The sequence below is a fragment of the Streptomyces sp. NPDC091287 genome (assembly GCF_044768525.1).
In the GTDB taxonomy this organism is placed as follows: domain Bacteria; phylum Actinomycetota; class Actinomycetes; order Streptomycetales; family Streptomycetaceae; genus Streptomyces.
This window is the reverse complement of sequence record NZ_JBIVUV010000006.1, coordinates 229,858-254,827: the sequence shown is the minus strand read 5'-3', so window position 1 is coordinate 254,827 and position 24,970 is coordinate 229,858. Positions and strand designations below refer to the sequence as shown.

The window sequence follows — 24,970 nt, the reverse complement described above, 5'->3', positions numbered from 1 at the left end:
GATATGTCGAAGGGTGCGCTCCCTCAGGAAGCGGCACCCGGCCTGTCCACCAGTTCGATCTGGTCCACCGCGTTGCACCAACGACAGCGGACCGACTCGATGGTCTCACTGACGACCTCCCGCTCCTCGACACTCGACTCACCGGCCAGGTCGAGATGCACGTACTCCACGACCTTGGAGGAGCGGGTCACGTCGAAGCGCGTGAGATTGCCGCACAGCGTGCAGCGCCAGCGGGTCGAGTCGGTCGGCAGGGGAACCGTCGTCATCGTTGGGTCCTCTTTCGTCGTCGCCAGAAGCCCGCGCCGGGCGCGCCGCCGCGTCTCCACCTGTCTACGTCAAGGATCTCGCGGTGCGCCGTCGAACTGCGGAAGTCCTGGCGTAACCCTACGGCCTCGCGTATAGGCATCGGCACGGCGAGGCGCTCCGTCCCGTTCCCCACCGGTACGTCATGCTCTGTACATGATCGATGGGCGGCAGGCCGACTGGCGGACCACGGCCGGGAGGATCCGGGACGCGGCGGCGTCGAGCGGCGCCCCGGTCACGTACGGGCTGATCGCCGTCTGCGGTGTGATCTTCCTGATCAGCCCGCTCTCCGGGTTCGGCGGCGCCGCCTACGGGAGCGAGGACGCGCTGCTCGCCGCGCAGGCCGGGTACTTCGAGCGGTGGGGAGTGATCCCCGCCGAGCTGTGGGAGGGGTCCGCGCATGCGCTCATCACACCGTTCACCGCGCTGTTCGTGCACGGCAGCTGGCTGCACCTGCTGGGGAACCTGTTGTTCCTCTACGTGTTCGGCGCGATGGCCGAGGAGCGCATGGGCCGGTTGCGGTTCGCCCTGTTCTACGTGGGCTGCGGCTATGCGGCCCTGGTCTGCTACGCGGCGGCGCACGCGGACTCCGAGCAGACGCTGGTCGGGGCGTCGGGGGCGATCTCCGCGGTGCTCGGCGCGTTCCTCTACCTGTTCCCCAGGACCCGGGTGACCAGCCTGTTCCCGTTCCTCTTCTTCCTGCCGCTGCGCTTCCCCGCCTGGATCGTGCTGGTCTTCTGGTTCGGGCTCCAGTGGGCGGCGGCGCAGGGGGCGGGCAGCGGTCCCGGGGTGGCGTACCTGGCGCATGTGGCGGGCTTCGGGGCCGGGTTCCTGTATGCCTGGGGGCTCCATGGGCGTAGGACTAGAGTGAGGGTTCCAGCCACCGAGGGAGACAGCCAGCCGTGATCACCGCGATCGTGCTCATCAAGACCAGCGTGGACCGGATTCCGGAGATCGCCGAGGCCATCGCCGCGCTGGACAGCGTCAGCGAGGTCTTCTCCGTGACCGGCACCTACGACCTGATCGCCATGGTCCGGGTCGCCAGGCACGACGACCTCGCCGATGTCATTCCCGGCCGGATCAGCAAGATCCCGGGCGTCGAGGGCACCGACACCCATGTGGCGTTCCGTACGTACTCCCAGCACGACCTGGAAGCGGCCTTCGCCATCGGCCTCGACGCGTAGGCACACCGGCGACGCACCTCGGCCGGGGACGGGCAGCGCGCCCGTCCCCGGCCGAGGTGTTTCATCAGAACGTGTCTCGGACCTGGGCGGCTTCGCCGCGGTCCGGGACGCAGCGGCCGTCCTCGGTGCGGTAGTTCCACCGGGCGCCCTCACGGACCAGCTCGGAGACCGCGCGCAGGAACCGGTCGATGTGCTCGTCGGGCGTACCGGCGCCGAAGCTGACGCGGATCGCGTTGAGCGAGCGCTCGCCCGGCTCGGCCTCCGGCGCGCCGCACTCGCCCGGGTCCTGCGGGTCGCTGCCGAGCAGGGTGCGCACCAGCGGGTGGGCGCAGAAGAGGCCGTCGCGCACGCCGATGCCGTACTCGGCGGAGAGGGCGGCGGCGAAGTGCGAGCTGTTCCAGCCGCGCACCACGAAGGAGATGACGCCGACCCGGGGGGCGTCGTCGCCGAACAGCGAGAGCACCTGCACCTCGGGCACCTCGGCGAGACCCTCCCGGACCCGGCCCACGAGCTCCTGCTCCCGGGCGACCAGGCCCTCGAAGCCGGCCTCGGTCAGGGCCTTGCAGGCGGAGGCGATGGAGTAGACGCCGATGACGTTGGGCGAACCTGCCTCGTGGCGGGCGGGGGTGGTGTGCCAGTCGACGTCCACGCCGCCGTCGGCGCGCCGGGCGACCTTCCGGGACGCGCCGCCACCGGCGAGGTACGGCTCGGCGGCCTGGAGCCAGTCGGCGCGGCCGGCCAGGACGCCGGAGCCGAAGGGCGCGTACAGCTTGTGGCCGGAGAACGCGACCCAGTCGACGTCCAGTTCGGCGATGTCCACGGGGTGGTGCGGGGCCAGCTGCGCGGCGTCCAGGACGATCCGGGCGCCGTGCGCGTGGGCGGCGGCGGCCAGTTCCCGCACCGGCCACAGCTCGCCGGTCACGTTGGACGCGCCCGTGACGCAGACGAGGGCGGGGCCGTAGGGGTCGCGGTCGGCGAGCGCGCGCTCCAGGGTCTCGACGGCCTGGGCCGGGGTGCGGGGCGCGTTGAGGTAGGTGACCTGGGCGTCGCGCCAGGGCAGCAGGGACGCGTGGTGCTCGGTCTCGTAGACGAAGACCTGGCAGTCGGCGGGGATCGCGGCGGCCAGCAGGTTGAGGGAGTCGGTCGTGGAGCGGGTGAAGACCACCTGGTCCTCCGCGCGGCAGCCGAGGAACTCAGCGACCGTGCGGCGGCTGTTCTCGAAGAGGTCGGTGGAGAGCTGCGAGAGGTAGCCGGCGCCGCGGTGGACGCTGCCGTAGTACGGGGCGTACGCGGCGACGTCGTCCCAGACGCGCTGGAGGGCCGGGGCGCTCGCGGCGTAGTCGAGCGCGGCGTAGGTGACCTCACCGCCGGTGACGAGCGGGACCGTGACGTTCTGCCCCAGAACGGGCAGCGGGGCACAAACCGACGAGTCGAGGGCAGCGGTGGGGACAGACATGGCGAACTCCCGTAAAAGGCAGGCGAAATCCATGCGCCGGCAGTACGCGGCAGCGCAGGGAGGGGGGAAGAGAAAAGGGTGCGCGGAAGGAGGGCGACAAGCCCTAGCGCATTCGCTTGCTCACAGAAGACTCCCTAGGGACCAGGACCCCGGGGGCTGGCATCCGCTGGATGCCGAGGGGCCCGCGCTTGCCGCAGACCTCGCTGCCTGCGGCCTGGTCTTCACCCGGGGCACCCCGCCACGGACGGAGGGTTGCCGGACAGCGGGCCGGGGCCGTAGTCGCTGTCACTCATGACCTGCGCAGCATCTTGCCATACGTGTGCACACGCGCAAGGGCGCAGTCCGGCATCCGGACTGCGCCCTGTGTCACACCGTGCGGGCCGGAGCCGTCCCCGTCGCACGCTCAGGCGTTGCTGGCCGCCACCCAGCGCTCCAGGGCCCGCTTGGCGGCCCCGGAGTCGATGGCCTCGGCCGCGACGAGGATCTTCGCCGCGAGCTGTTCGGTCAGCGTGCCGGGGCCCGGGTCCAGGGCGACCAGGGCCGCCGCCGAGTTGAGCAGCACCGCTTCCCGTACCGCGCCGCCCTCGCCGTCCAGCAGTCGGCGGGCCACATCGGCGTTGTACGAGGCGTCGGCGCCGCGCAGCGCCTCGACGGGGACGATGGGCAGCCCGACGTCGCGCGGGTCGAAGGGCTCCTCGCGGACCGCGCCGTCGCGCACCACCCAGACCCGGGAGGTGGCGGTGGTGGTCAGCTCGTCGAGGCCGTCGTCACCGCGGAAGACCAAGGCGGAGTTGCCCCGATCGGCCAGCACGCCCGCGACGATGGGCGCCATCCGGGCGTCGGCGACGCCGACCGCCTGGGCGCGGACCTGGGCCGGGTTGGTGAGGGGGCCCAGGATGTTGAACGTGGTCTGCGCGCCGAGTTCCTTGCGGGCCTTGGCGGCGTACCGCAGGGCGGGGTGGAACTTCACGGCGAAGCAGAAGGTGATGCCCGCCGCTTCGGCGACCTCGACGACCCGCTGCGGGGTCAGCTCCAGGTTGACGCCGAGCTTCTCCAGCACGTCGGAGGAGCCGCTCGCGGAGGAGGCGGCCCGGTTGCCGTGCTTGACGACCTTGGCACCGGTGCCGGCGATGACGATCGCGGACATGGTCGAGATGTTGACCGTCTTGGCGAGGTCGCCGCCGGTGCCGACGATGTCGACGGTGCGGCCCGGCACGTGGATGGTGTTGGCGTGGGCGTACATCGCGCGGACGAGTCCGGTGACCTCGTCGACGGTCTCGCCCTTGGCCCGCAGCGCGACGGCGAACCCGGCGATCTGCGCGTCGGTGGCCTCGCCGCTCATGATCCGGTCCATGGCCCAGGCGGTCTCCTCGGAGCTGAGGTTCTCGCCGCGCAGGAGGGGGTTCAGGAGGCCGGGCCAGGAACGGTCCGCCACGCTGTCGCCGCCGTTCGGGGTCACAACGTTCATGGTCCGCTCCAGGGTCCACAGCCGGTCAGGAAAGATGGCTCCACCCTATCCAGCCGGGCAGACCGCGAAGAGCCCCGTCCATCGAATGGACGGGGCTCTCACGGTGGCGATCAGTTCAGGTGATCAGTGGTGGCCGTGGCCCTCGCTGATCTCCTTGTACTCCTCGGGGGTGGCCTTGGGGATCTGGTTCCCGTCGGCGTAGTACCCCTTGCTGAGCTTGGCGCGCAGCTTCTGCACCGGGGAGATCCTGCGCTTGACGCCGTTCTCGTCGACCGCGGGGCCGAGGTCGAGCGGCTGGTACTGCTCGTGCGCCGTGAGCGTGTGCAGCTGCCCGGGGCTGAGCGGCTCGTGGATCTCGACGAACTCACCGTGCGGCAGGCGCTTGATGATGCCGGTCTCGCGACCGTGCAGCACCTTCTCCCGGTCGCGGCGCTGGAGGCCGAGGCAGATCCGCTTGGTGACGATGAACGCGATGACCGGTCCGACGAAGAAGAAGATCCGGACGAACCAGGTGATCGAGTTGATCGACAGGTGGAAGTGCGTGGCCCACAGGTCGTTTCCACCGCCGACGAGGCCGATGAAGTACGCCGTGATCCAGGCGACGCCGAAGCCCGTACGGGTCGGGACGTTGCGCGGGCGGTCCAGGATGTGGTGCTCGCGCTTGTCGCCGGTGACCCAGGACTCGATGAACGGGTACACCGCGATCGCGGTGAGGACCACGCCGAACCCGACCAGCGGGATGAACACGCCCAGGGCGAGCGTGTGGCCCCACAGGTTGATCTCCCAGCCCGGCATCACACGGACCAGACCCTCGGCGAAGCCCATGTACCAGTCGGGCTGGGCGCCGGTGGACACCTGGTCGACCCGGTACGGGCCGATGGCCCAGATCGGGTTGATCGTGGCGATGGCCGAGATGGCCGCGATGACGCCGAAGACGAGGAAGAAGAACCCTCCGGCCTTCGCCATGTACACGGGCAGCAGCGGCATGCCGACGACGTTCTTGTTGGTCCGGCCGGGACCCGCGAACTGCGTGTGCTTGTGGTAGAAGACCAGGATCAGGTGCGCCACCAGCAGGCCGAGCATGATGCCCGGCAGCAGCAGGATGTGGATCGAGTAGAACCGGGCCACGAAGTCGTGGCCGGGGAACTCGCCGCCGAACAGGAACATCGAGATGTACGTACCGACGATCGGCACCGACAGGATCGCGCCCTGGGTGAAGCGGACACCCGTACCGGAGAGCAGGTCGTCCGGCAGGGAGTAGCCGGTGAACCCGGTGAACATGCCGAGCACGAACAGCAGGAAGCCGAAGAGCCAGTTGATCTCGCGCGGCTTGCGGAACGCGCCCGTGAAGAAGACGCGCATCATGTGCACGAACATGGCGGCCAGAAAGATCAGCGCGGCCCAGTGGTGGATCTGCCGGACGAGCAGACCACCGCGGACCTCGAAGCTGATCTTCAGGGTCGAGGCGTAGGCCTCGGACATCCGGATGCCCTGCATGGGCTCGTACGGACCGTGGTAGACGATCTCGCCCATGCTCGGCTGGAAGAACAGCGTCAGATACACACCCGTGAGGATGATGATGATGAAGCTGTAGAGCGCGACCTCACCGAGCATGAAGGACCAGTGGTCCGGGAAGATCTTGCGCATGTTGGCCTTGGCGAGGCCGTAGATGCCCAGCCGGCCGTCCGCCCAGTCGGCCACCCGCTCGCCGGCCGGAGCCTTGCGCCCGCTCGCCGGTCCGGCGGCGGAGGGGTTCTTTGTCGCAGTACTCATCCGCGCTCCCAGAAGGCAGCACCGACGGGCTCGTCGAAGTCGCCGAGCGCCTCGAGGTTGCCCTCGCTGTTGACACCGATCCGCAGCTGCGGAAGGGGGTGGCCGGCCGGACCGAAGATGACGCGAGCGCCGTCGGAGAGGTCGAAGGTGGACTGGTGGCACGGGCAGAGCACGTGGTGCGTCTGCTGCTCGTACAGGCTGATCGGGCAGCCGACGTGGGTGCAGATCTTGGAGAACGCGACGATGCCCTCGTGGGCCCAGTCACGCTGGCGCTTGTCCTTGATGTCGTCCGGCTCGATGCGGACGATCATCAGGGCAGCCTTGCCCATCTGCGTCTGGAAGTCGTGCGACTCCGGGTCGAGCCCCTCGGGCATGGCGAAGGCCAGCGACCCGACGGTGATGTGCTCGGGGCGCAGCGGCTTCATCGTGTTCATGTTGATGAGCTGCTTGCCCTCGGCCCACAGAGTGGTGCGGAGCTTCTTCTCCGGCAGCGGACCGAGGTCGCGCAGCAGGACCACTCCGGAGAGCGGCACCAGGGCCAGCGCACCGAACATGGTGTTGCGGATCAGCTTGCGCCGACCGATCGCGGACTCCTCGGCACCGGCCTTGAAGTCGGCCAGGACCTGCGCCTTGACCTCGGGCGGGGCCTCGATCGGGTGGCGGTCGGCGGCGACCTCGACGTCGGACATCAGGGTGCGCGCCCAGTGGACGGCTCCCGCGCCGATGAAGAAGAGCGCCGCACCCAGGGTGAGCCCCAGGGAGAAGTTGAGCGCGCTCACATGGCCGAAGGGCCAGATGTAGACGATCTTGTCCACCGGGAAGATGACGTAGGAGGCGATGAAGCCCACCGTCGCCAGCATCGAGAGGGTGAACATGAACGCGACGGCGCGTTCCGAGCGGTTCGCGGCGCGTTCGTCGAGGTCCTGGATGCGCGGCTGGTGGGCCGGCAGTCCCGGGTCGGCGAACGGGTCGTCGTGACGCTCCACCGCGCCGTGCGCGGTCTCCTGCACCACAGGCAGGTTGTCTTCTGGAATCTGTTGGCTACTCATGACTTCTTGGCCTTAGCGGTGTGGGCCGCGACCCAAACGGCGACTGCGACGAGCGCACCGAGTCCGAAGACCCACGCGAACAGACCTTCGCTGACCGGACCGAGACCGCCGAGGGCCAGGCCGCCGGGGCTCTCCGTCTCGTCACCGTTCACGGTCTCGATGTACGCGATGATGTCCTTCTTCTCCTGCTCCGGCATCGTCGTGTCGGGGAAGGAGGGCATGCTCTGCGGGCCGGTCTGCATGGCCTCGTAGATGTGCTTCGGGCTCACGCCTTCGAGGTCGGGGGCGTACTTGCCCTCCGTCAGGGCTCCGCCCTTACCGGTGAAGTTGTGGCACTGGGCGCAGTTGGTGCGGAACAGTTCGCCACCGTTGGCGACGTCCGCGCCCGCGGGGTCGACCTGCTTGTCGGTCGGCGTGATGGGACCGGCGCCGAGCGACGCGACGTACGCCGCGAGCTGGTCGATCTCCGCCTGGGTGTAGATGACCTTCTTCTTCGGTACCTGGGCGCCCGGCTGCTGCGCGGGCATACGGCCCGTACCGACCTGGAAGTCGACGGCGGCGGAGCCCACGCCCACGAGGGACGGCCCGTCGGTGGTGCCCTGACCGCCGGTTCCGTGGCAGCTGGCGCAGCCTACGGAGTAGAGCTTCTTGCCCTCTTCGATGGCGAGGGACTGGGCGGTTTCATCGGCCTGCGCCTTGCCCGCAGGCGCAAACGCGGCGTACAGCCCCCCGGTAGCCGCCAGCGCGAGGAGTAGTACGACGACCGCCGCCAGCGGATGGCGTCGTCGTGCGGAGAGCTTTTTCACGGATTACCCCGGTGTCAGGATCTTCTGCGTCGATGGTGGGCGGGTGCGAGCCCGGTTACTTGATCATGTAGATCGTTGCGAACAGGCCGATCCATACGACATCGACGAAGTGCCAGTAGTAGGACACGACGATGGCGGCGGTGGCCTGATCGTGGGTGAACCTCTTGGCCGCGTACGTTCTGCCGAGGACCAGCAGGAAGGCGATGAGACCGCCTGTCACGTGCAGACCGTGGAAGCCGGTGGTCAGGTAGAACACCGAGCCGTACGGGTCGGACGACAGGGAGAGCCCCGCGTCCTTGACCAGCTCGGTGTACTCCAGGACCTGGCCGCCGATGAAGATCGCACCCATCACGAACGTGATGATGAACCAGGTGCGGAGCTTCTTCACATCGCCCCGCTCGGCTGCGAAAACACCGAGCTGGCAGGTGAGTGAGGAGAGCACCAGGATCGTGGTGTTCGTCGCCGAGAACGGGAAGTTCAGATGATCGGACATCTCCTTCCAGTAATCGGGTCCCATCACCGATCGCAGGGTGAAGTACATCGCGAAGAGGGCCGCGAAGAACATCAGCTCGGAACTCAACCAGATGATGGTTCCGACGCTGGTGAGGTTCGGCCGATTGACCGACGGGTGCGCGTGCCCGGTTTCTACTGTCGTTGCTGTCGCCACGACCGACATTATGTCGGTCGCTTATCCCGCCCTCACCCCGGGGGGTGCCGTTCGGTGTGTCCGTACCGTCTGCAGGGGTCGCACCCTGCGCCGAACGGCCCATCGGAAGGTCGTCATTACCGGTGCTGACGGCCGGTCGGGCGGAGTACGATCCGCGCATCGGTTCATGCCCCGAGAGCCCCGACGACGTCGATGTCACGGAGGAACAATGCAGGCGACCGCCACGGTCCTGGTCTACAGCGACGATGCCAACATCCGCGAGCAGGTGAGGCTGGCAGCCGGTCGCAGGCCTGCCGCGGACGTTCCACCGGTGGAGTTCCTCGAGTGCGCGACGCTCCCGGCCGTCCTCGCGGCGCTGGACAACGGCGGCGTCGACGTCTGCGTGCTGGACGGGGAGACGGCTCCCGTCGGCGGCATGGGGGTCTGCCGCCAGATCAAGGACGAGATCTTCCGCTGCCCGCCGGTGCTCCTGCTGATCGGCCGCCCGCAGGACGCGTGGCTGGCCACCTGGAGCCGGGCGGAGGCCGCTGTGACGCTCCCGGTGGACCCGGTGGAGTTCGCCGACGCGCTGGCGGCGCTGCTGCGCCGCCGGCTCGCCGTGGAGGCCTGAGGGGCCCCTGTGGCCCGCTGAGGGACGTTCCGCGCCGCGAGCCACTCCTGGCCCGGGGTCAGACGTGGGGACGCAGCCGGGCGGCCTGGAGTGTCCCCGGGCTGTCCGGGGCCCCCTCGTGGAGGGCGCTGCCCTTCTGCCACTTCTCCCAGGAGAGGTTCCAGTCGCCGAACCCGTTGCCGAACGGGTCCATGTCCTCGCCCTGGCTGCCGACGACCTTGACGATGTCGCCCTCGCGCACGGTGTCGAAGAACCATTCGGCGTTGCCGGTGCTCATGCCGGTGCAGCCGTGGCTGACGTTGGCGTTGCCCTGGGAGCCGGTGGACCAGGGGGCGGCGTGGACGTACTCGCCGCTCCAGGTCACCCGGGTGGCCCAGTAGACCGGCAGGTCGTACGACTCCGACGAGCCGGCGGCGATGCCGACGGTCTCCCCGCGCATACGGACGAACTGCTCCTTGGCGAGCACCACCTTGATCCCGTTGCGGGTGGAGAAGCCGGGCTTGCCGGTGGTGACCGGAATGGTGTTGATCACTTCTCCGTTGCGGTACACCGTCAGGGTGTGGTCCGCGGCGTCGGTGATGGCCTCGATCCGGTCGCCGGTGGTGAGCTTCAGCGGCTTGGCCTCGGCTCCGTAGAGCGCGTTGGTCACCTTGATGCCCGCCAGATTGGAGCGGACCTCGATGGTCGCGTTCGCGGGCCAGTACTCCTGCGGGCGGTAGTGGAGCTTCTTGTCGTCGACCCAGTACCAGGAGCCGGTGACCGCCGGGGTGGAGCGGACCTTCAGGGCGCGCTCGACGGTGGCCCTGGCCGCCTTGTCGGTGATCGGAGCGCTGAGTTCCGCCGTGATGGGCTGTCCGACGCCGTAGGTGCCCGTCTCCGGGCCGAAGGCCACCTTGAGCAACTTCTTGGGCGATGAGGTGTCGAAGGAGAGCGTACGGACGCCTGGGGCGCCGTCGCCGTTCTCCGTGGCGACCCTGACGGTGTATCCGGTGCCGGCCGCGAGCGGGGCGGTGGAGCGCCAGCGCTTCCCGTCGGCGGAGAGCTCTCCCGCGAGGTGGCGGCCGCCGGTGTCCACGGCGCTGACGTCGGTGATGCGCCCGTCGTCCCCCTTGACGGTGACTTCCAGGGGCTTGTCGGGGTCGGCCTTCTCCTCCTTGGAGGGGCCGTTGAAGGAGACCTGGTCGCCCGCGTCGTAGGGCTTCGTGGAGAGCGGGTGGCCGTCGGGCGAGCCACAGGCGGTCGCACCCGCGGCGAGGGTCACGACCAGCAGGGTGCAGCTCACTACGGTGCGGATGCGCGGCGTGTGGTTCATGCCGTCCACGCTAAGAAGATTCATCCGTTCCAGCGCGTTCAGTGACTGCAAACGAGCGAAGGGCCCGCGTCGCTGTCGGCGATGCGGGCCCTTCGTGGTGTAGCGCGTGTCACCCGGGGTGCGGTGTCACGGGGTGCGGTGTCACTGGGTGCGGTTCTCGCCCCGGTAGTACTCGAAGACCCAGCCGAAGAGGCCGATCAGGAGCAGGGGGGCGGAGAAGTACAGCAGCCACCAGCCGAAGACGACGCCCATGAAGGCGAAGGCTCCGCCGACCGCCAGGGAGAGCGGCTGCCAGCTGTGCGGGGAGAAGAACCCCAGCTCGCCCGCCTCGTCGGCGACGTCCGCTTCCTTGTTGTCCTGGGCCATGGCGTCGACCCGGTTGGCCGTGAAGGCCAGGTAGAAGCCGATCATGATGGACAGCCCGAAGGCCAGGAAGAGGGCCGTGGTGCCGACCGGCTCCTTGGACCACACGCCGTACACGACGGCCATGGCGAGGATGAAGACGCTCAGCCAGATGAACATCTGTCCCTGGATCTTCACTTGCCTGCCTCCTTGCCGCCGGCGAGGGCCTTGTCCGACTCGGAGAGGTGATCGAGCTGTTCGAGCGCCGTGATCTCCGGGTGGTGCAGGTCGAACGCCGGGGATTCGGAACGGATCCGCGGCAGCGTGAGGAAGTTGTGCCGCGGCGGCGGGCAGGAGGTCGCCCACTCCAGCGAACGGCCGTAACCCCACGGGTCGTCGACCTCGATCTTCTTGCCGTACTTCGCGGTCTTCCAGACGTTGTAGAAGAACGGCAGCATCGACAGGCCGAGGAGGAACGAGGAGATCGTCGAGATCGTGTTCAGCGCGGTGAAGCCGTCGGCGTCGAGATAGTCCGCGTAACGACGCGGCATGCCCTCGGCACCGAGCCAGTGCTGCACCAGGAACGTGCCGTGGAAGCCCACGAACAGCGTCCAGAACGTGATCTTGCCGAGTCGCTCGTCCAGCATCTTGCCGGTGAACTTCGGCCACCAGAAGTGGAATCCGGAGAACATCGCGAAGACCACGGTGCCGAAGATGACGTAGTGGAAGTGCGCGACGACGAAGTACGAGTCCGAGACGTGGAAGTCCATCGGGGGCGAGGCGAGGATGACGCCGGTCAGACCACCGAAGGTGAAGGTGATCAGGAAGCCGACGGCCCAGAGCATCGGTGTCTCGAAGGACAACGACCCCTTCCACATCGTGCCGATCCAGTTGAAGAACTTCACGCCTGTCGGTACGGCGATGAGGAACGTCATGAAGGAGAAGAACGGCAACAGCACACCGCCCGTGACGTACATGTGGTGCGCCCACACCGTCACGGAAAGACCGGCGATGGCGATCGTCGCGGAGATCAGGCCGATGTAGCCGAACATCGGCTTGCGGCTGAATACCGGGATGACCTCGGAAATGATTCCGAAGAATGGCAACGCGATGATGTACACCTCTGGATGGCCGAAGAACCAGAAGAGGTGTTGCCAGAGCAATGCGCCGCCATTGGCCGCGTCGAAGATATGCGCACCGAATTTTCGGTCCGCCTCCAGCGCGAAGAGCGCGGCGGCGAGGACCGGGAAGGCCAGCAGGACCAGGACACCGGTCAGCAGGACGTTCCAGGTGAAGATCGGCATGCGGAACATCGTCATGCCGGGTGCGCGCATGCAGATGATCGTGGTGATGAAGTTGACCGAGCCGAGGATCGTGCCGAAGCCGGAGAAGGCCAGACCCATGATCCACATGTCGGCGCCGACGCCCGGCGAACGGACCGCGTCCGAGAGCGGGGAGTAGGCGAACCAGCCGAAGTCGGCCGCACCCTGCGGGGTGAGGAAGCCGGCCACCGCGATGAGCGAGCCGAAGAGGTACAGCCAGTACGCGAACATGTTCAGCCGCGGGAACGCCACATCGGGCGCGCCGATCTGCAGCGGCATGATCCAGTTCGCGAATCCGGCGAACAGCGGCGTCGCGAACATCAGCAGCATGATCGTGCCGTGCATCGTGAACGCCTGGTTGAACTGTTCGTTCGACATGATCTGCGTGCCCGGACGGGCCAGCTCGGCGCGCATGAAGAGCGCCATGAGTCCGCCGATGCAGAAGAACACGAACGACGTGACCAGGTAGAGCGTACCGATCGTCTTGTGGTCAGTGGTGGTCAGCCACTTCACGACGATGTTTCCCGGCTGCTTACGCCGCACGGGCAGCTCGTCCTCGTACGAGTCGTCTGCCGGAGCGGCACCCTGAGGTTCGTTGAGGATGCTCACAGTTGGTTCTTCTCCGCATTCCTGGCCGGGTCCGTCTGCGCGATGCCTGCCGGCACGTAGCCCGTCTGACCCTTCTCAGCCAGCTCCTTGAGGTGCTGCTGGTAACGCTCCGGGGAGACGACCTTGACGTTGAAGAGCATCCGGGAGTGGTCGGCGCCACAGAGCTCGGCGCACTTGCCCATGAAGGTGCCCTCCCGGTTGGGAGTGACCTCGAACGCGTTGGTGTGGCCCGGGATGACGTCCTGCTTCATGAGGAACGGCACCACCCAGAAGGAGTGGATGACGTCACGCGAAGTGAGGACAAAGCGGACCTTCTCACCCTTCGGCAGCCACAGGGTCGGACCCGGGTTGCCGTTCTGCGGGTTACGGGTCCCGGGGATGCCCACGTCGTAGACGCCGCCGGCGCCTTCGGGGAAGTCCTTGTGGAACCGGTCGGGGATGGCGTCGAGTTCCTTGGGGATCTCGGGGCCCGCCGCGGGCTGGCCATCCACCTTCTCGATGTAGTTGAAGCCCCAGCTCCACTGGAAGCCGACCACGTTGATGGTGTGGGCGGGCTTGTCGGAGAGCTCGAGGAGCTTCGACTCATCACGTGCGGTGAAGTAGAAGAGCACCGAGACGATGATGAGGGGAACCACTGTGTACAACGCCTCGATGGGCATGTTGTACCTGGTCTGCGGAGGTACCTCCACCTTGGTCCTGCTACGCCGGTGGAAGAAGACGCTCCAGAGGATCAGCCCCCAGACAAGGACACCCGTGACGAGCGCTGCCGCCCACGAGCCTTGCCAGAGGGAGAGGATCCGAGGGGCCTCTTCCGTAACCGGAGTGGGCATTCCGAGGCGGGGGAAATCCTCCCAGTTGTATGAACAACCGGAGGCCGTCGCCAGGACCAGGCCCGCAGTCAGCACCTGCGGCAGCTTCCGCCGCATCGGGCGCCGCGACGAGCGGTCGGAGCCGTTGGGACTCACGTAGCGCCTTCCCGAGAGTCTCGCCCGCACGGTCGGCGCGCCCGTATGTCTCTGGTCGGTCGCCGGCCCTGACGCGGGCAGGGGTTTGGATGTTTATGCGGACCAAACCCTACTGGACGCTATTTAGGGTCGCGCGGGGAGGGTGCCCAACGCGCCGCCCGACACGCCCATGGGGTGGAATACGGGCCTCCGGACCCCATCTGACGGCCACTCGCCCGTCCGGGAGGAACGGCCCCCGGCGAGGTGGGGCCGGGTGCGGGCTAGCGTGGCGGGGTGCCCTACTTCGATGCCGCCTCCGCCGCCCCCCTGCACCCCGTCGCACGCCAGGCGCTGCTTGCCGCGCTCGACGAGGGCTGGGCCGATCCCGCCCGCCTGTACCGGGAGGGGCGGCGGGCCAGGCTGCTCCTGGACGCGGCCCGGGAGGCCGCCGCGGAGGCCGTCGGATGCCGCCCCGACGAACTGGTCTTCACCTCGTCCGGGACGACGGCGGTGCACACGGGAATTGCCGGGGCTCTTTCGGGGCGTCGGCGTGTCGGCCGCCATCTGGCCCTCTCGGCGGTCGAACACTCGTCGGTGCTCCATTCGGCGGCGGCCCACGAGGCGGCGGGCGGCTCGTTCACCGAGGTCCCGGTGGACCGCACGGGGGCGGTGGACCCGGCGGTGTACGCCGGGGCGCTGCGGGCGGACACCGCGCTGGCCTGCCTCCAGTCGGCCAACCACGAGGTGGGCACCGAGCAGCCCGTCGCCGAGGTCGCCGCGCGCTGTGCGGACGCCGGGGTGCCGCTGCTGGTGGACGCGGCCCAGTCGCTCGGCTGGGGTCCGGTCCCGGCGGGCTGGTCGCTGCTGACGGCGAGCGCGCACAAGTGGGGCGGTCCGGCCGGGGTCGGGCTGCTCGCGGTCCGCAAAGGGGTGCGGTTCGCACCCCAAGGACCGGCCGGGGAGCGGGAGTCGGGGCGGGCGGCAGGGTTCGAGAACCTGCCGGCGATCGTGGCGGCGGCGGCCTCGTTGCGCGCGGTACGGAGCGAGGCGGCGGCGGAGTCGGCGCGGCTGCGGGCCCTGGTGGACCGGATCCGGACCGTCGTGGCCGAGCGGGTGCCCGATGTCGAGGTGGTGGGTGATCCGGAGCGGCGGCTGCCGCATCTGGTCACCTTCTCCTGTCTCTATGTCGACGGGGAGACCCTCCTGCACGAGCTGGACCGGAGGGAGTTCTCCGTGTCGTCCGGCTCGTCCTGCACGAGCAGCACCCTGATTCCGAGCCATGTGCTCAAGGCGATGGGGGTGCTCTCGGAGGGGAACGTCCGGGTGTCGCTGCCGCCGGGCACGGCCGGGGCGGACGTCGACCGCTTCCTGGAGGTCCTGCCCGGGGTGGTCGCCGAGGTGCGCGAGCGGCTCGGCGCCCCGGTCGCCGCACCCCTCTCCCCCGGTCCCGCCGCGTCCCTGGTGGTCGACGCGCTGGGCCGTCGCTGCCCGATCCCGGTGATCGAGCTCGCAAAGGTGATCGGGGAGGTAGCGGTGGGCTCCACGGTGACGGTGCTCGCCGACGACGAGGCGGCGCGACTGGACATCCCGGCCTGGTGCGAGATGCGGGGCCAGGAGTACGTGGGCGAGGAGCCGGCGGACCGCGGCTCGGCCTATGTGGTCCGCCGGCTCAGCTGATCACACCAGGTGCTGCCGGACCTCGGTGGCGGCCTCATGGCCGTACGCCTTGGTGAAACGGTCCATGAAGGGGGTGCGGCGCAGCGTGTACTCCTGGGTGCCGACCGTCTCGATGACCAGGGTGGCGAGCATGCAGCCGACCTGGGCGGCGCGCTCCAGGCCGACGCCCCAGGCGAGGCCGGAGAGGAAGCCGGCCCGGAAGGCGTCGCCGACGCCGGTGGGGTCGGCCTTGGTGTCCTCCTCGGGGCAGCCGACCTCGATGACCGGCTCGCCGACCCGCTCGATCCGGACACCGCGGGCGCCGAGGGTGGTGACGCGGTGGCCGACCTTGGCGAGGATCTCCTCGTCGCTCCAGCCGGTCTTGGACTCGATGAGCCCCTTCTCGTACTCGTTGGAGAAGAGGTAGGTGGCGCCGTCGAGGAGGATGCGGATCTCTTCGCCGTCCATCCGCGCGATCTGCTGCGAGAAGTCGGCGGCGAACGGGATGTTCCGGGAGCGGCACTCCTCGGTGTGGCGGAGCATCGCCTCGGGGTCGTCGGCTCCGATGGAGACGAGGTCGAGGCCGCCGACGCGGTCGGCGACGCTCTTCAGCTCGATGAGGCGGGCCTCGCTCATCGCGCCCGTGTAGAAGGAGCCGATCTGGTTGTGGTCGGCGTCGGTGGTGCAGACGAAGCGGGCGGTGTGCAGTACCTCGGAGATGCGGACCGAGCCGGTCTCGACGCCGTGCCGGTCGAGCCAGGCGCGGTACTCGTCGAAGTCCGAGCCCGCGGCGCCGACCAGGATCGGGCGGGTGCCGAGCAGGCCCATCCCGAAGCAGATGTTGGCGGCGACACCGCCCCGGCGGACATCGAGGTTGTCGACCAGGAAGGAGAGGGAGACCGTGTGCAGCTGATCCGCGACCAGCTGGTCGGCGAAGCGGCCGGGGAAGGTCATGAGGTGGTCGGTGGCGATCGAGCCGGTGACTGCAATACGCACGGGGAGGCTGCTCCTGCGGAAGGCGAAGGGCCGTGAGTGCGCCCTCCGGGACGACGTGACAGTTCACGCTACCGGGTGAGGCGACGGCCAGGAAAAGGGAAAACTACCCGATAGTAGGCCTTTCTACCTGAGCTCGACCGTGGTTACGGTGCGGATATGTCGAAGCACACCGCATTGCCCGAGTCGGAATTGAGCCTGGCCGCACTGCGCGGTGACTGTGCGCGGATGGCGCCGCACTGGACGGCGGCCGTGAAGAGCGCCCCGGTCCCGGTGAAGCCGTCCCTGATCAACGGGGTGACGGTCCCGCCCTCGTCGGCGCGGCTGATCGACGCGATGTCCGAGTACGGCGACTGAGGCCCGCGGGCCGGCCCCGACGACATCACATTTCGGCCTTTTCCGTACGGGTTCCGGCGGGACCGTACGGTGCTCGTGTCCGGGCGGCCCGGGCCGGGGAACCGCACGCTCCTCCGCTCCGTCCCACCGGTGTCCCCGTCCGGGGACACGCGGTAGGCACCGCGACGGCAACGCAGTCGAAGGAGCGATCCGGTGAGCACCGAGCGACCCGACAACGACGTGACCGGCCCCCGGCGGCGGCGTCCGCCGCTCGCGGTGGCCTCGGTGGCCGCGGCCGTGCTGCTGGCCGGAGGCGGTGGGGCGTACTGGGCCTCGACGGCCGCGGGCGACGGCGGCGCGGCGGACAGCGGTTCGTCGGCGCGGGGCGAGGCCCTGCCGCTGGCCCTGGACGCTCCCGTCGGCGACGGCCCGGGCTCCACGTCCCCGGCCTCGGACGCCCCTCCTGCGGGCATCGCACCCGGCGAACCGGACCCGGGCGGTCCGCCCGTGATCTACCGGGCCGCGGGCGACCTCCCGGACGGCCCGGACGAGGCGGCGGTCCACCATGCGAAGGGCACGGTCGCGTCGGCCGACGTCGCCCGGCTGGCGAAGGCACTGGGCATCCCGGGCTCGCCGCGCACCGAGGGCACGTCCTGGGTGGTCGGCGACGACGACGGTCCCGGGGCTTTCCTGAAGGTGACGAAGCAGGCCCCGGGTACCTGGACGTTCGCCCGCACCACCCCGGCCAAGCCCTGTGAGCCGGGGACGATGTGCGCGAACGGGGCCTCGGAGCCGGGCGGCGAGCCGGTGAGCGAGAAGGCGGCGAAGGCGGCCGCGGTCCCGGTACTCGAGGCGGCCGGGCAGGACGACGCGGCGCTGAACGCGGGCCAGCTGATGGGCGACGTCCGCGTGGTGAACGCCGATCCGAGGATCGACGGGCTCCCGACGTACGGCTGGTCGACCGGTGTCCAGGTGGGCCCGGACGGCAAGGTGACCGGCGGCAGCGGACATCTGAAGGCGCTGGAGAAGGGCGACACCTACCCGGCGGTCGGCGCGGACGAGGCGCTGAAGCAGCTGAACGCGGTGAGCCGGGGCACGGGCGACGCCGACCGGGACATCGGCGGCTGCGGCACTCCCGTACCGCACCAGGGTGAGCCGAAGCCCTCGGACCCCCAGTGCGTGCCGTCGAACGGCAAGCGGGCGCCGGTGGAGCAGACGGTCGAGGACGCGGTGTTCGGTCTGGCGCTGAACTACGTGGACGGCCGGCAGACGCTGGTGCCGTCCTGGCTGTTCACGGTCCGCCAGGCCCCGGGCGGCCCGGAGAACACGGTCACGCAGGTCGCCGTGGACCCGAAGTTCATCGAGAAGCCGGAGACGCCCGCCCCCTCCGGGGACCGGAAGGTGACGTCGTACGGCGCGGACGGGCGGACCCTTGAGGTGACGTTCTGGGGCGGCGTGTGCAGTACGTACACGGCGAGCGCGAAGGAGAGTGCGGGCCAGGTGCGGATCTCGATCGCGGAGAAGCCGCAGGAGGGCAAGAAGGCCTGCATCATGATCGCCAAGGAGCTGACCCGGACGGTGACACTGGAGAAGCCGCTGGGCGACCGCACGGTGATCGACGCGGCGTCGGGCGGTGCGGTGCCGCGCGGCTGAGCGGATGGGCGGGTGTACGTACGGAGGCGGCCCCGGGAGTGATCCCGGGGCCGCCTCCGTATGCCGTACGCGCAGCGCTTAGCTGAACGAGTCGCCGCAGGCGCAGGAGCCGGAGGCGTTCGGGTTGTCGATCGTGAAGCCCTGCTTCTCGATGGTGTCGACGAAGTCGATGGAGGCGCCGCCCAGGTACGGGGCGCTCATCCGGTCAGTGACGACCTTGACGCCGTCGAAGTCCTTCACGACATCACCGTCGAGCGAACGCTCGTCGAAGAAGAGCTGGTAACGCAGGCCCGAGCAACCGCCGGGCTGAACGGCGACGCGCAGCGCCAGGTCCTCGCGGCCTTCCTGCTCCAGCAGGCCCTTGACCTTGGCGGCGGCGGCGTCGGACAGGAGGATGCCGTCGCTCACGGTGGTGGTCTCGTCCGATACGGACATCTGCTTCTCTCCCGGGTTGTACGGACTGCTTGCCGACGGTTCAACCGCCTCAGCCGCGGAAACATTCCGGGCCAAGCGCTTGTCTGTTCCTTTTCATGCTCGCACACCGGGCCGCCCGGGGGATGCGTCACATCGACGCTATCGGCATCGTCAAACTGACACGAAGCGGCTATGATAGATAGCGTCAAATAGACGAAAAGGCGAGTTCGCCGAAGCTCTTCGCGGAAGTTCGCGGAGTGATCTTGAGTTCGCAGACTAGAAAGGGTGCGTGACGTGACCACGGCCCAGCCCCTGGACGTACAGCCGACACCGCTCGCGCTGCTGCTGCTCGGCCGCGAGGCCGACCCGAGGAGCGAGCGCGGCGTCGAATGCCCCGGCGACCTGCCCTCCCCGTCCGACCCGGACCTGGTGGAGCGCGCCCGTGTCGCGAAGGAGAAGCTCGGGGACAAGGTGTTCGTCCTCGGCCACCACTACCAGCGCGACGAGGTCATCCAGTTCGCGGACGTCACCGGCGACTCGTTCAAGCTGGCCCGCGACGCGGCCGCGCGTCCGGAGGCCGAGTACATCGTCTTCTGCGGCGTCCACTTCATGGCGGAGTCCGCGGACATCCTGACCACGGACGCCCAGGCGGTCGTCCTGCCCGACCTGGCGGCCGGCTGCTCGATGGCCGACATGGCAACCGCCGAGCAGGTCGCCGAGTGCTGGGACGTGCTGACGGAGGCCGGGGTCGCCGATCAGGTGGTGCCCGTCTCGTACATGAACTCCTCCGCCGACATCAAGGCCTTCACCGGCAAGCACGGCGGCACGATCTGCACGTCGTCGAACGCGAAGCGGGCCCTGGAGTGGGCTTTCGAGCAGGGCGAGAAGATCCTCTTCCTCCCCGACCAGCACCTGGGCCGCAACACGGCCGTGCGGGACCTGGGCCTGGCCCTGGAGGACTGCGTCCTCTACAACCCGCACAAGCCGAACGGCGGCCTCACCGCCGAGCAGCTGCGCGACGCGAAGATGATCCTGTGGCGCGGGCACTGCTCGGTCCACGGCCGCTTCTCGGTCGAGTCGGTCGAGGACGTCCGGGCCCGGATGCCCGGCGTCAACGTGCTGGTGCACCCGGAGTGCAAGCACGAGGTCGTCGCCGCCGCGGACTACGTGGGCTCGACGGAGTACATCATCAAGGCTCTGGAGGCGGCCCCGGCCGGCTCGAAGTGGGCCATCGGCACGGAGCTGAACCTGGTCCAGCGGCTGGCGAACCGTTTCGCCGCGGAGGACAAGGAGATCGTGTTCCTCGACAAGACGGTCTGCTTCTGCTCGACGATGAACCGCATCGACCTGCCGCACCTGGTCTGGACCCTGGAGTCGCTGGCCGAGGGCAAGCTGGTCAACCGGATCGAGGTCGACCCGGAGACGGAGAAGTACGCGAAGCTCGCGCTGGAGCGGATGCTGGCGCTGCCGTAGAGCCGCGCGGGTCCCCGAGAACCGAGAAGCCCCGGTATGCCGCAGGTCGGCGTACCGGGGCTTTCCCGTACGCCCGGGATGTACCCGCCCAGACGCTCCGGTCGGGGTGGGTGGGCAGGAACGTTCCGGTCGGGCCGGTTCTCCCGTACGGCGACCGATGACACCACCGCGTAACTACGCTGCTACTCACCGCAGCGCCTCTTGGTGCGGGCGGGACCGGTGAGGCCAAGGAGGCCGACCGGAACGAACGGCGAGAACGGTGGGGCGGGCATGGGTTACGAGGACCGTGGGACGGGCGTCGGCGACGAGGCGGTGGGAGCGGGCGCGGGGCACGAGGCGGTGGGAGCGGGCGCGGGGCACGAGGCGGTGGAAGCGGGCGCGGGGCACGAGGTCCGGCAGGACGACGCCGCCTCCGACGTGTCGGCGCGTGCGGAGCTGGCGCGTGCGCGGGAGGAGGTGAGCGGCCTGCGGGCCGCCGCCGAGGAGGATCCCGCCACCGGCCTGCCCGCGCTGGCCGGCGCCCTGCACCGGCTGTCGAACCTGCTCTCCGCCGCCGGGGACAGCACCGGCGCGCTGCCCCCGGCGAAGGAGGCCGCGCGGATCTACGCCGAGCTCGGCATGGAGCGCCCCGGCGATTTCCAGGCGGAGCTGGCCCTGACCATGGGCGCCCTGGGTGACCGCGTCGCCGACACCGGGGACCGGGCGGCCGCCGTGCCGTTCGCGAAGCAGTCCGTGCGGCTCCAGCGCGAGCTGGTCGAGGAGGAGCAGCCGGGCGCGTCCGTCCCGGCGCTCGCCGCGTACCTCCTGAACTACGCCGCACGGCTGGCGGGGGCCGGGGAGGCCGTGGAGGCCGTGCCTCAGGCCGAGGAGGCGGTCGGTCTCCTCCGGGGCCTGGCCGAGGAGGATCCGGAGACCTTCCTCCCCCGACTCGCCGCGGCTCTCCATGCCCTCGGCAACCACCGCGCGGCCGTGAGCGACGTCTCCGGGGCGGTCGAAGCGGCCCAGGAGGCGTGCGGCCGCTTCCGCGCGCTCGCCGCGCGGCAACCGGACGTCTTCCGCCCGGAGCTGGCCACGGCGCTCGGCGGCCTGGCCGGTCACCTCGACAAGGCCGGTGACGCGGGGGCGGGCCTCCGGGCGGCCGAGGAAGCCGTCGCCCTGTGCCGCGAGCCGGCCGCCCGTCACCCCTCGGGCTGCCGCCCCGGCCTCGCCGCCGCGCTGCGTACCCTGGCCCGGAGCCTGGCCGGCACCGGCGACCCGCAGGAGGCCCTGCCCCCGGCGCGGGAGGCCGTCGACCTCCTGCGCGAACAGGGGGACGCGGTCCTGGCCGATCTGGCCGACTCCCTCCAGGTGCTCGGCACGTACGTGGAGCTGAACGGGGACGCCGAGGGGGCGGTGGAGGCGTTCCGGGAAGCGGTGGCCCTCCACCGGTCGCTCGCACTGGAGACTCCCGGCGCCCCGGACGCCGCCCTGGTCTCCGCCCTCGACGGCCTGGCCCGGGCGCTCGCCCGTACCGGCGAGCACGCGGCGGCGATCGAGGAGTTCGACGAGACCGTCAAGGAGTTCGCCGGGGCCGGCCCGGCGACCGCCCGGCGTCTGGTCGTGGAGCGGAGCGCCTTCCTGCTGCGCTGCCCGGACCCCTGGCCCGCGACGGGGGTGACCGAGCTGGTGAACTGGCTCGACGAGGACGCGGAGAGGACCGGCAGCCCGGACACCGTGACCGTACGGGCCCGGCAGGCGCTGCGCGCGTACGGTGACATCGCGGCGGTGCACACGGCCTGGGAGGACGAGACCTTCACGCCCGTGCCGGAGTGGCTCGCCCTGTCGCCGGGGACGCTGGACCTCGTCGGTGCGTGGATGTTCGCACCCGACTGGCCCCGGTCCCGCGACTTCTGGTCCGAGCACGCCGAGGCCCTCGGCGGCGAGGAGGCGGCGACGGCCCTGGACGAGCTGGCCGTCCTGGACCCGCACGGCGCGCGGCGGCACGCCCTGCTCCGGGAGGCCGTCCTCGTCCACGGGGTGACCGCCGCCTACGACCCGCTGATCCTCCAGGAGCAGTTGGCGCAGTGGCTGGAGTGCGCGGACTGGACGGAGTCACGGGCCTACCTGGCGGAGCACCCGCGCCTGCTGACCGTCCAGCCGCCCGAGGACACCCCGCTGGCCCACGTCGCGATGCTCGACATCGGCCGCGCCGAGGGCCTGGACGCCGCGTACCGCCTGGTCGAGGACCGCGAGGCCCTCCAGGCGTACGTGGACCGGGCGTTGGAGGCCGGGGACGGCGTCGCGCTGATGCACGGCGGGGGCATCGAGGGCCAGGTATTCGGCGACCGGCTCTCCTCGCTCACCCACGCCCAGGTCGCCCTGGTGCTCGCGGGGGCCACGGAGGGCTTCGAACCGGACGACCTGACCGCGCTCCTGCACAAGGCCCCCGAGGAGACCCGAGCCCGGCTGGTCCGGGAGACGGCCGCCCTCAGCGTCCGGCTCCCCGACCAGCGGGGGAAGTCGTGGCACCGGATCATTCAGGCGCTGGGCGGGGACGTCTGAGGGTCAGCGGCCCGCCGTGGGCGACGGCGGGCCGGTCGGGCGGACCCGATGGGGCTGGAGCGACCGGCCCAGGCAGACGGTGAGCGGGTCGTCGGTGTAGTGGCCGAAAGCAGGCGTTTCGGTGTAGCCGCACGAGCGGTACAGGCCGAGCGCCGCCGGGTGCCGCTGGTTCGTCTCCAGAACCATGGCCGACGCTCCCGCGGCGGCGGCCGAGTCCTCCAGCCACGCCAGGGTGGTGCGGGAATGGCCCTTGCCCCGGTGCTCGTCGGTGACGTACATGCGCTTGAGTTCCGCGCGTCCGTCCTCGCGGAAACGCCAGCCGCCCATGGCGACGGGCACCCCGTCGGCGTACCCCACCGCGAACGAGCCGCGAGGGGGCGAGAACTGCCCCGGATCGGTGGGGCTGTCGTCCGGTGCCCCGTAGATCTCGACGTACTCCGCCTGCAACCGGTCGACCAGCTGGGAGACGTGCGGGTGACGGTAGGGGCGGGGCTGTATCTCCATGGCCGTAACCTAGCGGGCCCCGCACCCGTCAGTCGGTGTTCTCCAGCCGCCCGCCCCGGCTCGCCGCGATCCGCAGGGTATCTCCCAGCGACTCGGCGAGCCGGGTGCCCGCGAACCGCAGCTCCCGTTCCCCCACCACTGACTCCGCCAGCAACTCCCGCGCTTCGATGAGCACTTCCTCGGCCGAGGCGATCATGGCTGCCTCCAGTTCGTCCGCCATCCGGGAGACTCGACTGCCCGGGTCCGTCGTGCTGAGCCAACACGGCCCCCCGAAGTCGTTGGTCCACGGGAGCAGTCGCAGGGCCCGGCCCTTGCCGTCGAACATCATCTCGGTCGCTACCTCCGGAGAAGGCCCTCTGGTGCACCGCACGAGAGGGCGGTTACGGTGTGTGCCGCAATCGTCGCCCTGAGGAACGTGACCTCAACAGAGCGCAGCTGTCCCGGCCTTGGGAACGGGACACACGAAAGGCACGCACCGTGACGTTCAAGCCCCAGCCCCTCACTCCCTATGTGTCCGCCCGCCACTACTTCGGCTCCGAGCAGCGCCGCCACCGTGAGCGGGCGGGCCTGTCCCTGGTCCAGCTCGCGGGCATCGTGAACTCCAGCAAGAGCACGCTGGGCCGCATCGAGACGGCCGAGTTGATGCCGCCGCCGGACATCCCGAGCCGCCTGGACATCGCCTTCGGCACGGACAAGCACTTCCACGGGCTCTACGAGCTGGCCCGGCGGGAGATCCATCCGGACCAGTACCAGCGGTACATGGACTTCGAGTTCCGGGCGGAGGTGATAGAGCAGTACGGGGCGCAGGCGTTGCCGGGGTTGTTGCAGACGGAGGAGTACGCGCGAGGGTTGCTCCGCTGCCAGGAGTCCCTCAGCCCCGAGCAGGTCGAGGAACGCGTCGCCGCGCGGATGTCCCGCCAGGTGCGGCTGAGGTCGGACGATCCGCCTCTCCGATGGGCGATCATCGACGAAGCGGTACTGCGGCGGCAGGTCGGCAGCTCTGACTGCATGCACGAGCAACTGGCCTCGCTGCTGGGGCAGGTGGACACGCCGAGCAGTAAGGTTCAGGTGATGCCGTTCAGTGCGGGGCCGCACTCGTTGCTGGGTGGCGCGCTGACTCTGCTGGCCCTGCCGGATGGCACTTCGGTGGCGTACGAGGAAGGCATCCAGGCCGGTCATCTCTACGAGGACCCGGTCGCCGTGAAGAAGTGGCGGCGGCAGTACGACGTACTGCGGGCCAACTCCCTCACGCTGGACGAGTCGGCGGACCGGATTCGTACCGCGATGGAGGGCTACCGACCATGACCCACTCCCCGGAGCTGAGCACCGCCCACTGGCGCAGCAGCAGCTACAGCAACACGAACGGGGGTGAGTGCGTCCAGATCAGCGACGACTTCCCCGGACTCGTCCCCGTACGCGACAGCAAGAACCCCACCGGACCCGCACTCGTCCTCCAGGCCGCCGCCTGGGACGCGTTCGTCTCCTCGGTCAAGTAGGCGGGAAACGACGGAAGGGGTCTGTCCCACGCGGCTGCGTGGGACAGACCCCTCGCCTC

Annotated in this window: 25 protein-coding genes and 1 riboswitch; of the genes, 10 read left to right on the top strand and 15 right to left on the bottom strand. The window is 69.8% G+C overall.

The genetic code is table 11. The features are described 5' to 3' along the window. Positions 1-23 precede the first annotated feature (23 nt). Positions 24-266, bottom strand: coding sequence for a hypothetical protein (locus ACIQRW_RS12270; protein WP_003969643.1), 243 nt, complete (start codon positions 264-266; stop codon positions 24-26). Between the two features lie 193 nt (positions 267-459). Here ACIQRW_RS12270 and ACIQRW_RS12265 point away from each other — a divergent pair, with 193 nt between their 5' ends. Together ACIQRW_RS12265 and ACIQRW_RS12260 are read left to right on the top strand one after the other, a co-directional pair. Next, the gene (locus ACIQRW_RS12265) at positions 460-1,209 is read left to right on the top strand and encodes a rhomboid family intramembrane serine protease (RefSeq protein WP_403757990.1); all 750 of its coding nucleotides are present in this window, start codon (positions 460-462) and stop codon (positions 1,207-1,209) included. After that, on the top strand, positions 1,206-1,487 hold the full coding sequence (locus ACIQRW_RS12260) for an Lrp/AsnC family transcriptional regulator (RefSeq protein ID WP_003969641.1): 282 nt from the start codon (positions 1,206-1,208) through the stop codon (positions 1,485-1,487). The genes ACIQRW_RS12265 and ACIQRW_RS12260 overlap by 4 nt, the downstream gene beginning before the upstream one ends. Before the next feature lie 64 nt (positions 1,488-1,551). Here the strand turns inward: ACIQRW_RS12260 and ACIQRW_RS12255 are convergent, their stop codons facing one another. The 6 genes from ACIQRW_RS12255 to ACIQRW_RS12230 all read right to left on the bottom strand — a co-directional run bounded on the left by ACIQRW_RS12255 (position 1,552) and on the right by ACIQRW_RS12230 (position 8,715). Further along, positions 1,552-2,943 carry an aminotransferase class V-fold PLP-dependent enzyme gene (locus tag ACIQRW_RS12255; RefSeq protein ID WP_403757987.1) on the bottom strand — a complete coding sequence of 464 codons (1,392 nt, stop codon included), beginning with the start codon at positions 2,941-2,943 and terminating at the stop codon, positions 1,552-1,554. Positions 2,944-3,122: 179 nt separating this feature from the next. Further along, a riboswitch (SAM riboswitch) is annotated at positions 3,123-3,240 on the bottom strand. A gap of 106 nt (positions 3,241-3,346) precedes the next feature. Beyond that, positions 3,347-4,411: an anthranilate phosphoribosyltransferase gene (gene trpD, locus ACIQRW_RS12250; RefSeq protein WP_403757985.1), complete on the bottom strand. Its 1,065-nt coding sequence runs from the start codon at positions 4,409-4,411 to the stop codon at positions 3,347-3,349. A 123-nt stretch (positions 4,412-4,534) separates the two neighbouring features. Beyond that, on the bottom strand, positions 4,535-6,184 hold the full coding sequence (locus ACIQRW_RS12245) for a cytochrome bc complex cytochrome b subunit (RefSeq protein WP_403757982.1): 1,650 nt from the start codon (positions 6,182-6,184) through the stop codon (positions 4,535-4,537). Next, positions 6,181-7,233 (bottom strand): ubiquinol-cytochrome c reductase iron-sulfur subunit, encoded by a 1,053-nt coding sequence (locus tag ACIQRW_RS12240; protein ID WP_215102947.1) that lies wholly within the window; start codon positions 7,231-7,233, stop codon positions 6,181-6,183. The genes ACIQRW_RS12245 and ACIQRW_RS12240 overlap by 4 nt, the downstream gene beginning before the upstream one ends. Next, positions 7,230-8,039: a c-type cytochrome gene (locus tag ACIQRW_RS12235; RefSeq protein WP_403757979.1), complete on the bottom strand. Its 810-nt coding sequence runs from the start codon at positions 8,037-8,039 to the stop codon at positions 7,230-7,232. Before ACIQRW_RS12235 ends, ACIQRW_RS12240 begins: the two co-directional genes overlap by 4 nt. A 55-nt stretch (positions 8,040-8,094) precedes the next feature. After that, positions 8,095-8,715 (bottom strand): heme-copper oxidase subunit III, encoded by a 621-nt coding sequence (locus ACIQRW_RS12230; protein WP_003969635.1) that lies wholly within the window; start codon positions 8,713-8,715, stop codon positions 8,095-8,097. Between the two features lie 199 nt (positions 8,716-8,914). Here ACIQRW_RS12230 and ACIQRW_RS12225 point away from each other — a divergent pair, with 199 nt between their 5' ends. Further along, on the top strand, positions 8,915-9,316 hold the full coding sequence (locus ACIQRW_RS12225) for a hypothetical protein (protein ID WP_398613752.1): 402 nt from the start codon (positions 8,915-8,917) through the stop codon (positions 9,314-9,316). Positions 9,317-9,374: 58 nt separating this feature from the next. Here ACIQRW_RS12225 and ACIQRW_RS12220 read toward each other — a convergent pair whose 3' ends face one another. The 4 genes from ACIQRW_RS12220 to coxB all read right to left on the bottom strand — a co-directional run bounded on the left by ACIQRW_RS12220 (position 9,375) and on the right by coxB (position 13,866). Continuing rightward, positions 9,375-10,628, bottom strand: a complete 1,254-nt coding sequence (locus ACIQRW_RS12220) for an Ig-like domain-containing protein (RefSeq protein ID WP_403757976.1) — start codon at positions 10,626-10,628, stop codon at positions 9,375-9,377. Positions 10,629-10,769: 141 nt separating this feature from the next. Then, positions 10,770-11,168 carry a cytochrome c oxidase subunit 4 gene (locus ACIQRW_RS12215; RefSeq protein ID WP_007451224.1) on the bottom strand — a complete coding sequence of 133 codons (399 nt, stop codon included), beginning with the start codon at positions 11,166-11,168 and terminating at the stop codon, positions 10,770-10,772. After that, positions 11,165-12,901 (bottom strand): cytochrome c oxidase subunit I, encoded by a 1,737-nt coding sequence (gene ctaD / locus ACIQRW_RS12210; RefSeq protein WP_050358013.1) that lies wholly within the window; start codon positions 12,899-12,901, stop codon positions 11,165-11,167. Before ctaD ends, ACIQRW_RS12215 begins: the two co-directional genes overlap by 4 nt. Then, complete coding sequence (gene coxB, locus ACIQRW_RS12205) at positions 12,898-13,866, bottom strand: cytochrome c oxidase subunit II (RefSeq protein WP_215102967.1); 969 nt, start codon at positions 13,864-13,866, stop codon at positions 12,898-12,900. Before coxB ends, ctaD begins: the two co-directional genes overlap by 4 nt. Before the next feature lie 273 nt (positions 13,867-14,139). Here coxB and ACIQRW_RS12200 point away from each other — a divergent pair, with 273 nt between their 5' ends. Further along, entirely contained in the window at positions 14,140-15,522 is a 1,383-nt protein-coding gene (locus tag ACIQRW_RS12200) for a cysteine desulfurase/sulfurtransferase TusA family protein (RefSeq protein WP_403757972.1), read from the top strand. On the opposite strand, the gene ACIQRW_RS12195 is transcribed toward ACIQRW_RS12200, so the two are convergent. Then, on the bottom strand, positions 15,523-16,497 hold the full coding sequence (locus ACIQRW_RS12195) for a carbohydrate kinase family protein (protein ID WP_403757967.1): 975 nt from the start codon (positions 16,495-16,497) through the stop codon (positions 15,523-15,525). A gap of 156 nt (positions 16,498-16,653) precedes the next feature. Between ACIQRW_RS12195 and ACIQRW_RS12190 the strand changes: the two genes are divergently transcribed. Further along, positions 16,654-16,851 carry a hypothetical protein gene (locus tag ACIQRW_RS12190; RefSeq protein ID WP_265602094.1) on the top strand — a complete coding sequence of 66 codons (198 nt, stop codon included), beginning with the start codon at positions 16,654-16,656 and terminating at the stop codon, positions 16,849-16,851. 192 nt (positions 16,852-17,043) lie between these two features. Beyond that, positions 17,044-18,483, top strand: a complete 1,440-nt coding sequence (locus ACIQRW_RS12185; protein WP_403757964.1) for a hypothetical protein — start codon at positions 17,044-17,046, stop codon at positions 18,481-18,483. A gap of 78 nt (positions 18,484-18,561) precedes the next feature. Here ACIQRW_RS12185 and ACIQRW_RS12180 read toward each other — a convergent pair whose 3' ends face one another. Further along, positions 18,562-18,918, bottom strand: coding sequence for an iron-sulfur cluster assembly accessory protein (locus tag ACIQRW_RS12180; RefSeq protein ID WP_007451212.1), 357 nt, complete (start codon positions 18,916-18,918; stop codon positions 18,562-18,564). Positions 18,919-19,182: 264 nt separating this feature from the next. On the opposite strand from ACIQRW_RS12180, the gene nadA reads away from it, so the two are divergent. Both nadA and ACIQRW_RS12170 read left to right on the top strand, forming a co-directional pair. After that, positions 19,183-20,370: a quinolinate synthase NadA gene (nadA, locus tag ACIQRW_RS12175; RefSeq protein ID WP_403757961.1), complete on the top strand. Its 1,188-nt coding sequence runs from the start codon at positions 19,183-19,185 to the stop codon at positions 20,368-20,370. A 270-nt stretch (positions 20,371-20,640) separates the two neighbouring features. Beyond that, positions 20,641-22,911 (top strand): tetratricopeptide repeat protein, encoded by a 2,271-nt coding sequence (locus ACIQRW_RS12170; protein ID WP_403757958.1) that lies wholly within the window; start codon positions 20,641-20,643, stop codon positions 22,909-22,911. 3 nt (positions 22,912-22,914) lie between these two features. Here ACIQRW_RS12170 and ACIQRW_RS12165 read toward each other — a convergent pair whose 3' ends face one another. Further along, positions 22,915-23,415: a GNAT family N-acetyltransferase gene (locus ACIQRW_RS12165; RefSeq protein ID WP_403757956.1), complete on the bottom strand. Its 501-nt coding sequence runs from the start codon at positions 23,413-23,415 to the stop codon at positions 22,915-22,917. Between the two features lie 28 nt (positions 23,416-23,443). Beyond that, positions 23,444-23,743: a hypothetical protein gene (locus tag ACIQRW_RS12160; protein ID WP_403757953.1), complete on the bottom strand. Its 300-nt coding sequence runs from the start codon at positions 23,741-23,743 to the stop codon at positions 23,444-23,446. Between the two features lie 149 nt (positions 23,744-23,892). Between ACIQRW_RS12160 and ACIQRW_RS12155 the strand changes: the two genes are divergently transcribed. Both ACIQRW_RS12155 and ACIQRW_RS12150 read left to right on the top strand, forming a co-directional pair. Beyond that, on the top strand, positions 23,893-24,720 hold the full coding sequence (locus ACIQRW_RS12155; RefSeq protein ID WP_403757950.1) for a Scr1 family TA system antitoxin-like transcriptional regulator: 828 nt from the start codon (positions 23,893-23,895) through the stop codon (positions 24,718-24,720). Next, positions 24,717-24,911 (top strand): DUF397 domain-containing protein, encoded by a 195-nt coding sequence (locus ACIQRW_RS12150; protein WP_403757947.1) that lies wholly within the window; start codon positions 24,717-24,719, stop codon positions 24,909-24,911. The genes ACIQRW_RS12155 and ACIQRW_RS12150 overlap by 4 nt, the downstream gene beginning before the upstream one ends. Positions 24,912-24,970: the final 59 nt, after the last annotated feature.

Coding starts and splice junctions, on each gene's coding strand:
- trpD (WP_403757985.1), bottom strand. CDS start 4,411: ATGAACGTTGTGACCCCGAACGGCGGCGACAGCGTGGCGGACCGTTCC.
- ACIQRW_RS12265 (WP_403757990.1), top strand. CDS start 460: ATGATCGATGGGCGGCAGGCCGACTGGCGGACCACGGCCGGGAGGATC.
- ACIQRW_RS12230 (WP_003969635.1), bottom strand. CDS start 8,715: ATGTCGGTCGTGGCGACAGCAACGACAGTAGAAACCGGGCACGCGCAC.
- ACIQRW_RS12170 (WP_403757958.1), top strand. CDS start 20,641: ATGGGTTACGAGGACCGTGGGACGGGCGTCGGCGACGAGGCGGTGGGA.
- ACIQRW_RS12270 (WP_003969643.1), bottom strand. CDS start 266: ATGACGACGGTTCCCCTGCCGACCGACTCGACCCGCTGGCGCTGCACG.
- ACIQRW_RS12180 (WP_007451212.1), bottom strand. CDS start 18,918: ATGTCCGTATCGGACGAGACCACCACCGTGAGCGACGGCATCCTCCTG.
- ACIQRW_RS12220 (WP_403757976.1), bottom strand. CDS start 10,628: ATGAACCACACGCCGCGCATCCGCACCGTAGTGAGCTGCACCCTGCTG.
- ACIQRW_RS12190 (WP_265602094.1), top strand. CDS start 16,654: ATGTCGAAGCACACCGCATTGCCCGAGTCGGAATTGAGCCTGGCCGCA.
- ACIQRW_RS12255 (WP_403757987.1), bottom strand. CDS start 2,943: ATGTCTGTCCCCACCGCTGCCCTCGACTCGTCGGTTTGTGCCCCGCTG.
- ACIQRW_RS12160 (WP_403757953.1), bottom strand. CDS start 23,743: ATGATGTTCGACGGCAAGGGCCGGGCCCTGCGACTGCTCCCGTGGACC.
- ACIQRW_RS12150 (WP_403757947.1), top strand. CDS start 24,717: ATGACCCACTCCCCGGAGCTGAGCACCGCCCACTGGCGCAGCAGCAGC.
- ACIQRW_RS12225 (WP_398613752.1), top strand. CDS start 8,915: ATGCAGGCGACCGCCACGGTCCTGGTCTACAGCGACGATGCCAACATC.
- ACIQRW_RS12245 (WP_403757982.1), bottom strand. CDS start 6,184: ATGAGTACTGCGACAAAGAACCCCTCCGCCGCCGGACCGGCGAGCGGG.
- ACIQRW_RS12240 (WP_215102947.1), bottom strand. CDS start 7,233: ATGAGTAGCCAACAGATTCCAGAAGACAACCTGCCTGTGGTGCAGGAG.
- ACIQRW_RS12165 (WP_403757956.1), bottom strand. CDS start 23,415: ATGGAGATACAGCCCCGCCCCTACCGTCACCCGCACGTCTCCCAGCTG.